The organism is Caballeronia sp. LZ024 (genome assembly GCF_031451455.1).
Taxonomy (GTDB): domain Bacteria; phylum Pseudomonadota; class Gammaproteobacteria; order Burkholderiales; family Burkholderiaceae; genus Caballeronia; species Caballeronia telluris.
On record NZ_JARUXL010000005.1, the window covers coordinates 69114 to 82986 of the forward strand.

The window sequence follows — 13873 nt, forward strand, 5'->3', positions numbered from 1 at the left end:
GAAATAGAATGGATGAAGCAAAGAAAAAGGCCCTGTGCGTCCGAAGACACGACAGGGCCAACATGGGTAATGCTGAGAAAAGTGGAGTGCTTGGTTACTCGCCGCGGATGATCTTTCCGATCTTTCCGCCTTGCGCGCCAATGAAGGCATACGAGTTCTGTATCTGCGGCGAGCGCTGGACAGCGTCTCGTACCAGCAGCGCCGCGAACTCGCGGTGCCCTTCACCGATCAGACGCTCGGTGTAGCGCACGACGCGATCGAAGTTGTTTTCGTTCGCGCGTGCCGCAAGCGCTGCCGCGATCGCGTACAACGCCGAAGGCGTCGTCGGGATCATGGCCGTGTCGGGCGCAAGAAGAATCGCGTCCGGATTCGGCAGTTCGCGGAAGATCTGGAGGAACGCGACGAGTTCGGTCGCGGCACCCTCTCCCACCGAACCGGCGTAGGAGATGTGCTCCAGATGCTTGGGGACTACATCCATGGTTTTCGCGACGAACCCCCAGCTACGCGGGCTCGGCGCATTCTCGATGTCGCGCGACGTCTTCTGCACGGACAGCAAGTCCGGACGGAAGCGCAGGAACGCGATGAGCGCGGGCGGGATGTTTCCGCGCACGGCCCACTGCGTCCAGTCGTCGATGGTCGGTTCAAGCTCGACCACGGTGGCGAAACGGGAAATCACCGGATCGAGAATCCCGGAGACACCGGCGTTGTCCGTGCGGCGATTCGTGGCCGCGAGGAACGTGACCTGCGGTGGCAGGACGTGCTCCCCGACGCGCCGCGCGAGCAGCAACTGCATCTTCGCGGCTTGCACGGCGGGCGAGGCCTGCCCGAGGTCGTCCAGAAACCAGATCAGCGGGCGTCTGGCCGTCATCGCGCGTTCCAAATCCCCGAACGGCAGGAACTTGGCGGTCGTGCCATCGGGCGAGGGAAACGGCAACCCTTTGGAGTCGGTCGGATCCTCGACAACGGGATGGCTGATGAGCAGTTCGTGATCAGTCGCATGCGCGGTCTGTTCAACGATATCGCTCTTGCCGATGCCGGGGCGGCCTGTGATGAGCACCGGCAGACGCTTCGGCACGTACAGCGAGAGGAGTTCGGTGAGTTGAGCGGGCGTGACTTTCATGATGGCTTCCAAAGAGAAGCCCCATAAAGACTACGCCCGTAGGGACGTGGTCCCTGTGGGGCAAGATATGAAAAAGCCGGCTCGTAGCCGGCTGGGTCGATGCGTCAGTGACGCGGGTGATAGATGCAGTGTAGGGGTCGGGCGGTCAGGCAATCCGTGCAAAGGTCGCTAATTCAGGGTGCCTTAAGCCATCTCGACGGCCGAACCGGCGAAAAAAAACCCGGCACGCAGCCGGGTTCGTCGAAAGTGAATCAGCTTGCGCGCTGTTCAAGCGCCACGCGCGCATAGGCGAGCGTACCGTCGTTTGCGCGAAGCGATACCTGTAACTGCCGGACCGGGTCTGCGAGCGCGTAACGCACGCTAGTGCCCTGCCGCATGCTAACGATCTCGGAGAAGCCTTCGGCGATCGTGCTGTCCACCCACTGCGCACCGGTTACGACAGCACCGTCCTGTGTGCGGATGCGTGACATTTCAGCCGCCTCGCGAGCGCGTGCGACCTCGCGGGCGACGCGCCTAGCATCACGTTGCGAAACCGACAACGCCTCCCACTCTGCTTGCTGCGCGGCGTCCATACCTGCGAGTTCGAAGATGCCTCGGCGCCGAGCCGCAGCGCGAACGCCGATGAGCTTAATGCCGAACACCTCGCGGACCGCTTGCTTGGTCGCCCGGTTGGCGTCGTCTGGCCGGTCCAAGATGCTCAGAAGATAGGACATGTCGGCCGTCTGCACCGCTTTAGCGAACTCGTTGGCGAAGGTGTGCGTATGCCTGCCGTGATCCAGAATGGCCAGTTGCGAGTCGAGTTGAAAGCGGCGTGCGCTGATGCTGCCCGACTTCCGCGCCTTCTCGAGTTCCCCCAGCCGATTGTCGCGCGAGCGATCGGCGAGCGTACGCCGCAGCACTTCCGCGAACTGACAGGTCGGCGAGCCGACATCAACAGGCTTCAGGTACGCCTCCGGCAAAGAATGCGCTTCGAGAATGCCTTTCGCGTACAGCAAGTCGTCGACTTGGACCGTCGTCGGCTCCTTCGGCGCGAGACCCATCACCATCGCGAGCAGCGCGGCATTGTCGGAGGTGATCGCCTGCTTCGAATGGCGCATCACCGTTGCGAGCGGAACCAGCTTCGTAAGCGGCAGCGCACCGCGCAACTCCGGCACCGCGAGAAGCGGCTTCGCCCATTGCAAATCGGATTCAAACTTCGACAACGAAGCGTAGTCGTCGATCACCGCTTGCGGAACGGGCTTGCCCGCCGCGAGCGCGTAGGCGACATGAACCTCGTGCCGACCATTGCTCTGCCGGTTGTCCAGAATCGGGCCCGCGTAGCGGAACCCGAACCGGCGCTGCGACTCGTCCTGCAGCAGCTCGAACAGGTCCAACCCGCGACGGCCGCTTTTCGCCGCCTCTTCGTTGGCTTGCGCCATTTGATCGGATGAAAACAAGTACAGCGGCTCCCGCGCCAAATCAAAAGCCAGATAGAGCAGTTGCCAGTGCTCGCGCCGGATTTGCCACGGCTCAAGCGCGGCGAACGACGGTCTGAAGTAAGCCGCGTCGATTTCGTCGATGAGCGACAGGAAAAGGGTCGTCGCCGTCCCGGGCCGACGAACGGTGAGCTTACCGTTGAAGCGTGTGACGGATACGGGGTGGCTGAAGAACGTGAGAGCGATCTCTGCCGCGTCGACTGCTGCCACGCGCGTGTCGTCTCGCAGGAAACGGAGCACTTCGAGCATCGTGCGGAAAGACTGGGCGAAGCCCGAAAAGGAAAGCTGATACATGGTGGATTGCCTTAAAGAATGCGGGCAATCGCACCCTGTCGGGTCGATGCCCGGCAAGGGTTAAGTGCGCCGAAACGGGCGCGGGAAGTTGAAAAACTATTAGGCCGCGTCGATTAGACGGGCGATCAGACGAGCGAGCGACCACGCGTGGTCAGTCGAAAACACCTTGGCGCGAAGCAGCGGCATGATCGCGCAGGTCCGATCAAGCGAGTCGCTCAGCCGCGGTCGGCTGACGAAGTCCACATGAACGATCCAGCCTTCCGAATTGCCGATGCACACAGATACGGAAATCCGGTCATGTGACGACGGTTCAGGCCACGGTCTGTTGTGGCGTGCTCCGTACATCGCTTCGTTGGCATCGTCCTGCAGGTTCGCGTGACAGAGCCATTCCGGTTCGAGCTCCGTCCCGCGCAAGAAGCGGCACAAACCCTCGAAAACCTGATCGACAGTCTTGCCGTCGGTGTTCAGCCGGGCGACGGTCTTGATATCGACCGCAGCAGCAGCGGTGATACCGCTGGTGACAGCAGCCGGCAGCACATCGGCGTTTGCTTGAGACATAAACTGCTCCTGAAATGAAAAACGCGCCCGAAGGCGCGCTAGAAAAGGAAGTCGAAAAAAAACCGCACCCCAAAAAGGTGCGGTTTTGTCTTTGGACTCAGCTTGCGCTGCGTCGAATCATTTGCCCCAATCGCGTTCGCGATCGGCTTTGCGACCGTTGTTCGCGGTCCACATGAAGAAAGCTGCAATGGACACGCCAAGCACTACCGTGAAAATTGTTGCGCCCACGTCATTCTCCTTTCATCACGTAATGGCCTGCATACCACAATACTACTCCAAGGGCAGCCAGTGCGCTCGTACCTGCAATTGTCAGCGGATCCCAGGACGAGGCGGAATGTGCGTATCCGACTGCGCCGCCGATCGATGCAGCCGATAGAGTGTGCAGATAGCGGCCGTTTTGGTGCCGCTGGTCCTTGGATGGCGTCGCGACTGCGTGGAGCAGCCGGCGCAAGCCAGGGCCGGGGTCAGGGGGAATCGATACCACGTACCCGCCGTTGCCCGTCATGTTCACCGGCAAGACGTCGCCTTTGTACTCAAGGCTGAACGACGGCGAGCACTCGGACTCCTCCATCTTATTGAGCAACCCGAGTACACGCGGCGCCAGATGAACCTGACCTGTTGTTGCATCGAGAGTGACCCGGTCCACGATCGTGGTGCCGGAGCTGTACTCGATTTTCACCTTCGCCAGTTTCATCGACGACCTCCGCACTTCAGGTCGATGCCGCCGGCCAAACGCAAGCCGTCCAGCATCGCTCGGTAGCCCGCAGGCGTCTCGAGTTGCGCCAGGGCGACGTGGTTTTCACCACCGCCCGTCAGGTCGGAGCGACCGCGCCGGGTTCTGAAACTTAGCGCGACACCCGAACCGCCACGACGCTCGAGCACGTCGACAAACAGCGTCTCAGTGCGCAACGACACCCGCACCGCCGAACTGCCGCGGCGCGAATCGGTGACGATTTCATGAGAGGTCGCGGCAAGCCGCAAATCCTGCGCGACGCGTCGGAGGACGCGCGATGCGTGACGCTCCATGGCCGCCTTTGCGCCGGAGTTGGCGCTGTTACGGTCCGCGTAAAACACTCGGGGAAATTTCATGATTGCCTCGGAAAAGACGAGGCAGGTCCCTTGCGGGGAGCCTGCCCCGCAAGGGAATTACGCGGCATGCACCGCGAGCTAAAGGAAGTGGACTACCGGGTCAGTGAGTGATCCGGTAGCCGGACCCACTGGAGACGAGAAAAACCTGCTGGCCAGGCACGAACTGCTGATCGTCGACCTGTGTGACGGTCACGGTCTGACCGTTCGCGCGACGAAGAAAGACTTCGACACCGCTGTGGCGAGACATAACGGCGCTTACGCGCTGAGCCACCAACCCGGAAACGGAGCCGGAAAGCGCGCCGGCGATATAACGGCCGCTACCGTTTCCAATGACTTGCGAGCCCAGGAAGGCACCCGCTGCTGCACTCACGATCGATGCAATGCCCGACGAGCCGGAATTACTCTCGATGGTGATCGGACGCACGCGCAGGATGGTTGCCTGCTCGAACTGGCCGATGCGTTGAACGTCGTAACGCTGATAGGTATTTGGCGAACCGAAGTCCGCCGTGGCGCAGCCAGTCAAAACCGAAAGAAGCATCACGGAGCAAAGAAGCTTGATCATGGATCACCTCAAATGAAAGCGAGGCAATCCATTCCCGAAGGGGCTGGTTTGCCCCAAAGGGAAAAAGAACGAGAACGGGCAGCACCAAAAGCTGCGTGCGTCAGTGCGTGGCCGAGGCGATCGCGATCGAGATGGACACCACGCCAACGAGAAACGACAGCATCTTCCAGGCTTCGGCGTCCTGCTGGGCGTACCAGGCAAGACTGTTGAGAGCGTGTTTGATCACCGGTAACAAGGGCAACTCCAGAGAAAAGCAGGAGCCGCCCGCGATGGGAAGCTCCCATCGAGAAGAGATTTGGAAATGAAGAAACGGCGTCCAGCAGGCTGCACTGGACGCGTCATTTATGAAGGCCTACGAGGCGGCACGGCTGAGGTGATGCAGTCTGACACGACCGCTTTGCACCAGATGCCGTTCGGCTTGGGGATTGAGCGAATAGTCCCAGTCCACCATAGCCGTGCCGTCGCTCCACACCGAATGAATACGTCCGGTGTAAAGCTCCGGCGGACTGACCTCGACGTCCTGACCAACCACACGCTGATTCGCCATGAAACCGTTCTTGCTGGAAACTTTGACGACAGGTGCGAGATTGCGAGACATAGACAGCTCCTAAAAAAATGGGAGCCGTCTCCCGTGGGATTGGCTCCCAACGGGACGAAAAAAGGCGACCAACGAGGGTCGCCTAGAAGATTGCCGTCAAAGACGGCTGGAGAGAAGATGGTCCTCCAGCACGCTGGAGGGGTAGGTCGATGCGCAAAAGCGCGGGGAATGGAGCCAGTCTACGGAGTCGGCCGCGCGGTGGGTGTCGGAAAGCTCAACGATTCGCTATGGCTTTCGCTCAGAAACGAGAAGGAACTGCCGCTGGTCACGCACGACAATTACCCGGCTCGGGACCGGAAGCGCACATCCAGGACGAAAAAAAAGCGCCTGCTCCATTGCTGGAGCGGCGCTTGAAAGTCCGTCGCATATCCGAGGGCCGTCGACGAACCTGAGAGAGAGGCCATTCTAGCCATCGACACCGGCGCCGATGAGTTGAAAGAGCCGCTAAAAACGCCGCGATTCATAGACTGCGGGCCGACGCGAAGGGGCGCGCCCGACCGAAGCACAAGGTACGAGTAAGTGATAGATGGCGTAACAGGGCGAAAGAAAGGCCACCCAGGGACGCGCCATGGGTGGCCTCAGTTTGTCGTTTTTGTATAGTGCGGTCTCTCAAGCGCCCTTATTAGCGGGCAGGGACAATATAGACTGACAAATTGAATCCAAGTGTTCGAAACATCACGTTCTCTGCGTCGGACGCCGGCCCGTCTTACCTGTAGGCGGGCTTTTTCTTGCGCATCGGAGATTAGCAACTAAGCTATTACTGCGTGTCCTCTGGCTGTGGGCGCGCTGTTGTAGATCATCCAAGTCTTGGCCCGCTATCGTTCGCCGCGATGCGGGCTTTCTTTCGCCCGGGTCTGGCGCGCAGCGGCGTCGGAGCCCCGCCCGCCTTGACTTTGGGCTGTAGCTGCGAAGATGAATCATCTACCCCGATTCTTCTTCGACCATGCTCCAGAACATCGACTTGTCCTCGCTTCGCACCCGTTCACACGCCTACGTCCCAGCGCGTGCCCGTAACGTCGCACTCACGCCGGAGGTGTCGGCGCTGCTCGAGACCGATGCTGTCGTCGCGATCGGTGTGAGCGGCGGCAAGGACAGCGTCGCCTGTGCGCTCGCGGTCGCCCGCCATCTCGATGCCATCGGCCACACCGGTCCGCGCATCCTCGTCCATTCCGACCTCGGGCGTGTCGAGTGGAAGGACAGCGGCCCGGCGTGCGAGCGGCTTGCTGCCCACCTCGGCTGGGAACTGCTCACGCTGCAACGGCAAGCGGGTGACATGCTCGCAAGATGGGAGAAACGCTGGTCGAACAATGTCGAACGCTACCGCGATCTCGCCTGTGTGCGGCTGATCTTGCCGTGGAGCACACCGTCCATGCGCTTCTGCACGTCAGAATTAAAAGGTTCCTTAATAAACAGTGCGCTGAACAAGCGTTTCCCGACGCACAACATCGTGAACGTGACCGGCGTACGCCGTCAGGAAAGCAGCGCTCGCAGCAAGATGCCTGTATCGGCCCCGCTCGCTCCCCTATCGACGAAAGGTCGGACGAGCGTGACGTGGAACGCGATCATCGAATGGACCATCGACGAAGTTTTTACCGAGATCGCTGCGGCCGGACTCGCCCTGCACGAGGCATACACCGTGTACGGTGCGTCGCGCGTCTCGTGCGCCTACTGCATCATGAGCTCGTTGGACGACCTGCGCGCTGCGGCGAGCTGCGCCGACAACCACGACGTGTACCGCGAGATGGTGAGGCTAGAAGCGCAATCGACGTTCGCCTTCCAAGGGCAACGGTGGTTGGCTGACGTCGCGCCCCACCTGCTGTCGTCTGAACTGGCGGCCGACGTCGCGCGCGCAAAGGCAGCGGCCATCGAGCGCCAAGCCATCGAGGCCGAGATTCCTACGCATCTGCTTTTCTCGTCGGGTTGGCCGACCGTGCGCCCGACGCCCGACGAAGCGGAGTTGCTCGCGAGCGTACGCCGCCGCGTCGCTCAAGCGGTCGGCATCGACGTCGGATACGTCAGCGGTGCCGATGTCCTGCGCCGGTACGACGAACTGCTAGCACAACGTCCCGGCGCACCCTCGGCGACAACGCCCTCAGCGGTGACGATCCCCGCGCAAGCGAGCTTCGCTTTCTAGCGGGCGAAAAAAAAGCCACGCCCCGGAAATCCGGGGCGTGGCGTCGATCAAAACAGGACTAGGCGAGACACAGCGAGAGCTGAACGTCGGCCGCAAAGAATGCAGGATCCGGCTCAGCGCCTGCGCGCGCGACGGGCACCTCCCACTGGAGTTGCGCATCGCTGAAGGAACCCAACCCGTACAACAGCCGGTCGGTGTCTTCGCGATTGAGCAAGTCGCCGAACGCAAAGCTGAAGACAGCCGGCGCACATGCGTCCTCAGCCACGAGGCCGAGCGTCCGCGCAAGTTCGTCGGCGCGGCGAACCCGCCACTCCTCGGTGCCTTCGGGCGAACGCGTCACGGTGATGCGCGTCGCCGAAGGGACCTGCGGGGCGTTGCTAACGGCGTCGCGGAACGCTGGGATCGCCTTCTTGGCGAAGCCCGGCGCTTCCATCTCCACCGGATAGGCAACGTCCGTAATGAACGAACCGACCGCGCTGTACTGCCAGCCAGCGTGACGCCACGGCGCGGAGCCCATCGCGACCAGCACGTTGTGTTGGTCAATCGAATGACACCGTACCTCGGGCATCCGCTCCATCGCCGTCTTCGTTGCCGACGGCACCGGCACCTCCGTCTGGGCGGCCCCACAGTCGTACTCCTTGAGCACTCGCCACACGCTGAGCGACCCGCTGTTCCCGTAGATCGAGAGCAGCAGGTCGATGTCCGCATGCAGGGAAACGCTCAAGCTGCCGCCGACCAACTCATCGATACGGGACTCGAAGCCTGCCCGGATCAACGACAACCGGACGTCATCCAGCTGCGACTCAGGCACCGCCGAGTAGCACGACGAGCCGACCGACAGATCGATCGCCCGATTCCGAAGCAGCGCGGGCTTGGCGAGTTCACTTCTCCAACTCGCGATGTAGTTTTCCGGCCGGATCGATCCATTGCGGCTTCGGAGCATTCCGCCTTCGCAACTGGTCGCGTGCGAGAAGACGCGGCGCATGACCTGCGCATAGTTGCCCAGCGCGACAGCCGACCAGTGGTCGGTGTGCGGATAGACGTTCGACTCATAGCCGCGTTCGAACAACGCGTAGATCCACTCGCCGTCGGCCTTCTGCATTGCGCCTGCGCGCTTGCCCGTCAGAATTGAAGAACCCATGTTTTGCTCCATTGGTGCGGGGAGCAGCCCTTGCGGGCTGTCCCGCAAGGGTAGAAAAGACGGCCCCGTTACGGAGCCGTTGATATGCCTGTATCAGGCGAGGCGTTGGTGCAGGCGAACCGGCTGCGCACGGGTGAGCCAGTGCACGGCACACAGCAGCCCCGCAACGTCGCCTGCCATCTGCGCAAGCTGTGCCGCGTCATGCGTAGCTCGGTACTGCAGGTAATCCCAGCCCATTGTTGTCAACGCAAAGTAGGCAACCGCGCCGATGAAACAGGCGAACATCCGGCAGCGGGTTGTCGACTGCGTCCAGCAGACCGGCAACACCAGCAGAGACAGCGTGCCGAACGCGGCGAGTGCGTGCTCCAACGTCGATGGCAACGCGCTGCACAACCCAGCCTCGAGCGCCCTTAGACCCTGATGCGGGAACTCATACCCGAGCCAGCGATGGACCATTGCCGCAGCGATAGCCGCAATTGCAAGCAACAAACAGCGAAGAATTCCCGCGACGTTGTTGCCATATTGAGCCGAGGGTCCGGCACAAAACCAGTTACTGATTTTTTTCATCTTGTTTTTCCGTTGATGAAGTTGAGAAATAGAGACTCGCCCACGCGTATAGCGCGAGGGAGCCACCATGAAAGACACCGCCCCACAAGAGGGGCGGCATCGGGAGGAACGTCTAAGCGGCGAGCGCGGCCTTTCGGCTTTTCCTCGCCTTCTTGACGGGCGGCTTCGGGATTTCATATCCGAAGCGCGCCCACGCAGCCGGGTCCAACGGAATCGGATTTGTGCGCCCCGTTGCAAGGTTCACAAACACGCCCGAGAACGGCACGGCGCCGGTCCGAAACATGGTCCAGAGCATGTTGAATGCTTGGACCGCGATGGCCTGGTTGATGACCAGCGACTGCTTGCGCAGCGCCTCGGCCATCGAACAGGACGGGGTCTCGTCTTTCGCATCGAGCTTCGCGTCGATAAGTTCCGGAAACAACTCGCCCACATGCGGCAGCCGTTCAGGATGCTTCAGCGCGTAGCTCTTGCCACAGACCTGGCCTATGACGACTTGGCCGCGATCCGTGTCGTTGCCGCAGTCGAGGTAATACGCCCCGCTGTGCTGGGCTGCGCCAACAATCGCGGCCCGAGCAGCACGCGTATCGACGCAGCCAATCACGAGATCGACGTTGTAGAGCGGCTCGCCCGGACCGAATCGCCGGGTTTCCGCCCGCCAGTTCGTGCCCATCAGTGCGTTGAGCCGATTGACGATGAGCGAGGCTTTGTACTCGCCCACGTCGTTCGGATAGAAGCCCTGCCGGCCGACGTTGGTCGGGCTGACGGTGTCGTCATCGAACACGGTGCAGTCGATGCCGCCCGGGTGACCCAGTTCGAGCATCGCGTGATGAAGGCGCGCGAGACTCGGGAGCACCGCACTTCCGGTGCCGCCCGCGCCTACCACGACTACATTCCAGCTTCGCTCAAGCATCCGCGAAGGAAGTTGATGTCGGATGGCTCCGTTCATGCAACCTCCTGAGCGCGAGCCGCCGCATACCAACTGCTCGGCACGCGCTCGACGTTCTCGAAGATGCCTTTCGCGCACAGCCGCGTCGCCATACTCGGTACCGACGACGCGCAGTTGCCGACGACGAAGGCGAACTTCGTCTCGTGTCGGTCATCTTCGTTGTCTGTCGGCGAGAAGTACGCGGGATGCGCGCCATGCGAATGGCAGTCGATCACCCGCAGTTCACTTGGCAGAAGTTCCGGGCGCTCGTACTTCAGCGACCCGGTGCCCTGCGACAGCACCTTTACAGGCGCGAGCCGGAACTGTTTCGTCTCCACATTCCAGACGATCCAGGCACCGGTCTCCAGCGGATGTGCGGCGCGCGCCATCGCGACGAACTCGCCGACCAACTCGGGCGGCACCGCACCACAACGCAACTCGGTCGATTCGACCACTTTCCCGTAGGGGATCGCGGTCGGGACCGTGTAGTGCGCAATGCGGCGAACAACCGAGAGCCACGGCAGATCGATTTCAAGAAAGACTCCGTTCTCGCCGATCAGCAGTCGCTCACCGGCCGCCTGCATCGGCGCGACCGACTCACGCCGGGGCACCATGACGGTAGGAAATGAGCGTTGAAGCGCGGCATCTGCAGGATTCAAAGCACCAGCATTCATCATCGAACTCCTTGTTTGCCGGCGATCAGCTCAGCGAGGGTAAGGTCCATAGGGACGAGCGCGTCTTTCGGGAATTGCTTGCCGTACTTGCCGTCAAGCATTTCTTTCCAGAACGCGAACTCGCCATTCGGATGCGAAACACGTTTGCTGCCGTGGTTCGGGTGCGTGAAGGCCGATTCGAAGAATCCGCCCTCCCATCCGCTGATCGACTCGATATCAATGCGCTTTGGCACATGAGCCGAGCCGATGCAGATTCGCCCCCAATCCCAGGTGTTAAAGTAAGGCGGTTCGTGCAGCTTCGATGCAGGCGTTGGCCGGCTGTCTTCCTGCAGCGCGAACACGGAAAACCCGCTCGAAGCTGCACGGAACACCAACCCCGGATGCGGGACGACAGCACTGCGCCGCCCGAACTCCTGACAGTCGAAGAAGACTCTTCGCGTTGCCGGTCTGCACCACCACATCACCGCGTCTTGCGACACAGCCAGCACCGTCTCAGGCAAAAATTCCGCCTTCGGTGCCGCGTTCTGAGCCAGCTCACGCAGGCAATCAACAAGCGCCATGCGGTCGATCGGCCTTCCGGCGCCAATCGTTGCCCGGCCGCTCTTGCCCTGCGTCACCGGATGAACGGTGCCGTAGACAGCGCTGCGGTCCTGACGGCCGTATAGCAAGATGGCACTGACCGCCGCCAGTTCGTCGACGCGGTCCGAGCCGATATCAAGCCCTTTCATACAAAGCTCCTAGTTATGCCGCGAGACACGCGATGACGCGGTCCAGTTGGCCAAGAATGGAAAGTCCCTCCGACCAGTCCGCGTACTGCTTGCGGATGGCGTCAGGCGTAGAGGCAAGCGGCGTGAAGCCGAGGTAAGTTGTGCCGTCGCCGGCGCTGGCGAGGTACTCATAGTGAGAATCGAGTACGTCGCTGACGCGGGTATCGTTTTGCACGGTGAGCGTGGCCGACGCATAAGCGCAGCGCGGTCGATACTCGCAGCCGAAGAGGTCGCGATTGCCCACGCGCTGCAACATCAACGACAGCTTCTCGAGCTCCGCACAGATTCGACGTGTGCGGCCAGACGTGAATCGCTGAAGCCGTCTGAGCGCGGCAACGCCAAGTGCCCGTTGAGGCAGATAGCGTCGGCTCTTTGCATTCCAGCGGTAGACGTCCATGTCGTCGGGACAGAGCTGCGGACGCACAACGGAAGGGAGGTAGTACTCAATCTCCGCCTCGTCCTCGCCGAATCGGTCCGTCAGCATCTCGCGCGCTTCCTCATCGGTTGCGTTCGAGTCGCCGTCCCAGAACCACGAGGCGAATTCCCCAAGGAACTCGTCCGGCGTTCGAACCCACATCGTGCGGCCTGCTGCGCGATTGATTAGCACCATCGCCGTCGACACCAAGCGCGGATGGACATCCCGAAGTTCGGCGGCACGCCTGCCGATCTCGAAGATGTTTTCCTCCGTGATCTCGATGCCGAGATACACGGGCGAGGTCAGATTGAAGTCGCTGCTGTCCTCCTGGTACTGGACGACGTCTTGCACCGCCTGCACGTCGCACAACACGAAGTCAAAGCCGAGGCAGTCCAGATGCGGCGTATGACGCTTGGCCCACGCGAAAAAGCCGTGGGCAAGCGCGTCACCCGCGCCTTTGAACTCCGGTACGTCGCGCGGCCTCAGCACGCGCGAGTTGAACTGGGCGGCGATGAGACCGGCGACATCCTTTTCGGCTTGCCAACGCATCACTGCGCGCGTTTTGACGTCCGAGCCGATGGCCGGCAGGCTTAGAAAATCATTGGGAGTTCGACGTCGGGCAGCGGGAGCGCGTCGCGGTTGCCAAGGCTCTCCCGAGACAGCGACCTCTGCACTAGACGGGCGAGGATCGAAGAGCATTGCTCGATCTCCTTGTCATGAAAAAAAACCGCCCTTCCGGGCGGTTGCTGATGAGAAAGAGCCAAGTCCGGATCGGACAGGGCTTTGAGGAGGTCGCGCTTACGCATGGAAGCGGCAGTGCATGACTGCACCCTTGGCACCGGCCGCGCGCACGAACGTGAAGCGCATGACATCGCCCTCCGTCGTGGGTCCGTCGATCGCCGCGGTCGTCAGCTCCGGGTACTGCGCGGAGTAGAGATCACGGACATCGTCGGGCGAGAACGTCGGCCCGGGATCGGGGAACGTCACGCCGTTGTAGACGAACTCACGCGTGAGCTTCGCAACTTGGATAGCCATGTCTGCTCCTTAGTCGAAAAGCGATGCGAGGTTGGTCCCGGTGTTAGCCGGTTCCGCCGATGCCTCTGCTGCGGACGATGCCGAAGACGCAGTCGGGGCGGTGCTCTGCCCTTCAGCGTCGGCACTTCCGTCGTCATCATCGTTGTCCGCATCGATGCTCGATCTGCCGGGTGCAGGCAAAGCAGGCTTGCTTTCGCCCTTAGCCAGCGTCTTGGTCGCCTTCGAGACTTGCGTCGTCTTGGCGGCCTCGAGGATGGCGGTGGTCGCAGCAACCTGCTCGGCGAGCGACGCGTGCGCGCCGGTGTAGGCCACGAGCGCGTCCACGAAACCCGCTTCCAGCTCAGGCGCCGTCGCGGTGAGCGCGAGCGGCTGAAGCATGGCGGCGTCTTTTGCCGTGCCTTGCGGCATGACGCAGACAACCATTTCTTCGCCCTTCATCTGCAACGACAACGTGAGCTTCGTGCAGTGACGCAGAAGCGGTTCAATAGCTACGAACATGGAAACTCCCGAAAAGAAAAA

At 61.6% G+C, this 13873-nt stretch carries 17 protein-coding genes; 1 reads left to right on the forward strand and 16 read right to left on the reverse strand.

Annotated features, from left to right (window positions below; genetic code table 11):
* Positions 1-94: 94 nt before the first annotated feature.
* The 8 genes from QCE48_RS29615 to QCE48_RS29650 all read right to left on the reverse strand — a co-directional run bounded on the left by QCE48_RS29615 (position 95) and on the right by QCE48_RS29650 (position 5696).
* Positions 95-1120: an ATP-binding protein gene (locus QCE48_RS29615; RefSeq protein ID WP_309788837.1), complete on the reverse strand. Its 1026-nt coding sequence runs from the start codon at positions 1118-1120 to the stop codon at positions 95-97.
* A gap of 251 nt (positions 1121-1371) precedes the next feature.
* A complete protein-coding gene (locus tag QCE48_RS29620; protein WP_309788838.1) occupies positions 1372-2889 on the reverse strand; it encodes a hypothetical protein in 1518 nt (505 codons plus the stop codon).
* Between the two features lie 99 nt (positions 2890-2988).
* Entirely contained in the window at positions 2989-3447 is a 459-nt protein-coding gene (locus tag QCE48_RS29625; protein WP_309788839.1) for a hypothetical protein, read from the reverse strand.
* Positions 3448-3676: 229 nt separating this feature from the next.
* Positions 3677-4141, reverse strand: a complete 465-nt coding sequence (locus QCE48_RS29630) for a hypothetical protein (protein WP_309788840.1) — start codon at positions 4139-4141, stop codon at positions 3677-3679.
* Positions 4138-4536 (reverse strand): hypothetical protein, encoded by a 399-nt coding sequence (locus QCE48_RS29635; RefSeq protein ID WP_309788841.1) that lies wholly within the window; start codon positions 4534-4536, stop codon positions 4138-4140. Before QCE48_RS29635 ends, QCE48_RS29630 begins: the two co-directional genes overlap by 4 nt.
* Before the next feature lie 100 nt (positions 4537-4636).
* The gene (locus QCE48_RS29640; RefSeq protein ID WP_309788842.1) at positions 4637-5098 is read right to left on the reverse strand and encodes a glycine zipper 2TM domain-containing protein; all 462 of its coding nucleotides are present in this window, start codon (positions 5096-5098) and stop codon (positions 4637-4639) included.
* Between the two features lie 100 nt (positions 5099-5198).
* The gene (locus QCE48_RS29645; RefSeq protein ID WP_309788843.1) at positions 5199-5333 is read right to left on the reverse strand and encodes a hypothetical protein; all 135 of its coding nucleotides are present in this window, start codon (positions 5331-5333) and stop codon (positions 5199-5201) included.
* A 117-nt stretch (positions 5334-5450) separates the two neighbouring features.
* Positions 5451-5696 (reverse strand): hypothetical protein, encoded by a 246-nt coding sequence (locus tag QCE48_RS29650; protein ID WP_309788844.1) that lies wholly within the window; start codon positions 5694-5696, stop codon positions 5451-5453.
* Between the two features lie 943 nt (positions 5697-6639).
* Here QCE48_RS29650 and QCE48_RS29655 point away from each other — a divergent pair.
* Positions 6640-7830 (forward strand): phosphoadenosine phosphosulfate reductase family protein, encoded by a 1191-nt coding sequence (locus QCE48_RS29655; RefSeq protein ID WP_309788845.1) that lies wholly within the window; start codon positions 6640-6642, stop codon positions 7828-7830.
* A gap of 58 nt (positions 7831-7888) precedes the next feature.
* On the opposite strand, the gene QCE48_RS29660 is transcribed toward QCE48_RS29655, so the two are convergent.
* The 8 genes from QCE48_RS29660 to QCE48_RS29695 all read right to left on the reverse strand — a co-directional run bounded on the left by QCE48_RS29660 (position 7889) and on the right by QCE48_RS29695 (position 13852).
* Positions 7889-8971 carry a hypothetical protein gene (locus QCE48_RS29660; RefSeq protein WP_309794400.1) on the reverse strand — a complete coding sequence of 361 codons (1083 nt, stop codon included), beginning with the start codon at positions 8969-8971 and terminating at the stop codon, positions 7889-7891.
* A 93-nt stretch (positions 8972-9064) separates the two neighbouring features.
* The gene (locus tag QCE48_RS29665; RefSeq protein WP_309788847.1) at positions 9065-9538 is read right to left on the reverse strand and encodes a hypothetical protein; all 474 of its coding nucleotides are present in this window, start codon (positions 9536-9538) and stop codon (positions 9065-9067) included.
* Between the two features lie 112 nt (positions 9539-9650).
* A complete protein-coding gene (locus tag QCE48_RS29670) occupies positions 9651-10484 on the reverse strand; it encodes a PRTRC system ThiF family protein (protein ID WP_309788848.1) in 834 nt (277 codons plus the stop codon).
* Entirely contained in the window at positions 10481-11137 is a 657-nt protein-coding gene (locus tag QCE48_RS29675; protein WP_309788976.1) for a PRTRC system protein A, read from the reverse strand. The genes QCE48_RS29670 and QCE48_RS29675 overlap by 4 nt, the downstream gene beginning before the upstream one ends.
* Entirely contained in the window at positions 11137-11865 is a 729-nt protein-coding gene (locus QCE48_RS29680) for a PRTRC system protein B (protein WP_309788849.1), read from the reverse strand. The genes QCE48_RS29675 and QCE48_RS29680 overlap by 1 nt, the downstream gene beginning before the upstream one ends.
* 13 nt (positions 11866-11878) lie before the next feature.
* Positions 11879-13018: a PRTRC system protein F gene (locus QCE48_RS29685; RefSeq protein WP_309788850.1), complete on the reverse strand. Its 1140-nt coding sequence runs from the start codon at positions 13016-13018 to the stop codon at positions 11879-11881.
* Between the two features lie 99 nt (positions 13019-13117).
* A complete protein-coding gene (locus tag QCE48_RS29690; protein WP_309788851.1) occupies positions 13118-13354 on the reverse strand; it encodes a PRTRC system protein C in 237 nt (78 codons plus the stop codon).
* 9 nt (positions 13355-13363) lie between these two features.
* Positions 13364-13852, reverse strand: coding sequence for a PRTRC system protein E (locus QCE48_RS29695; protein WP_309788852.1), 489 nt, complete (start codon positions 13850-13852; stop codon positions 13364-13366).
* Positions 13853-13873: the final 21 nt, after the last annotated feature.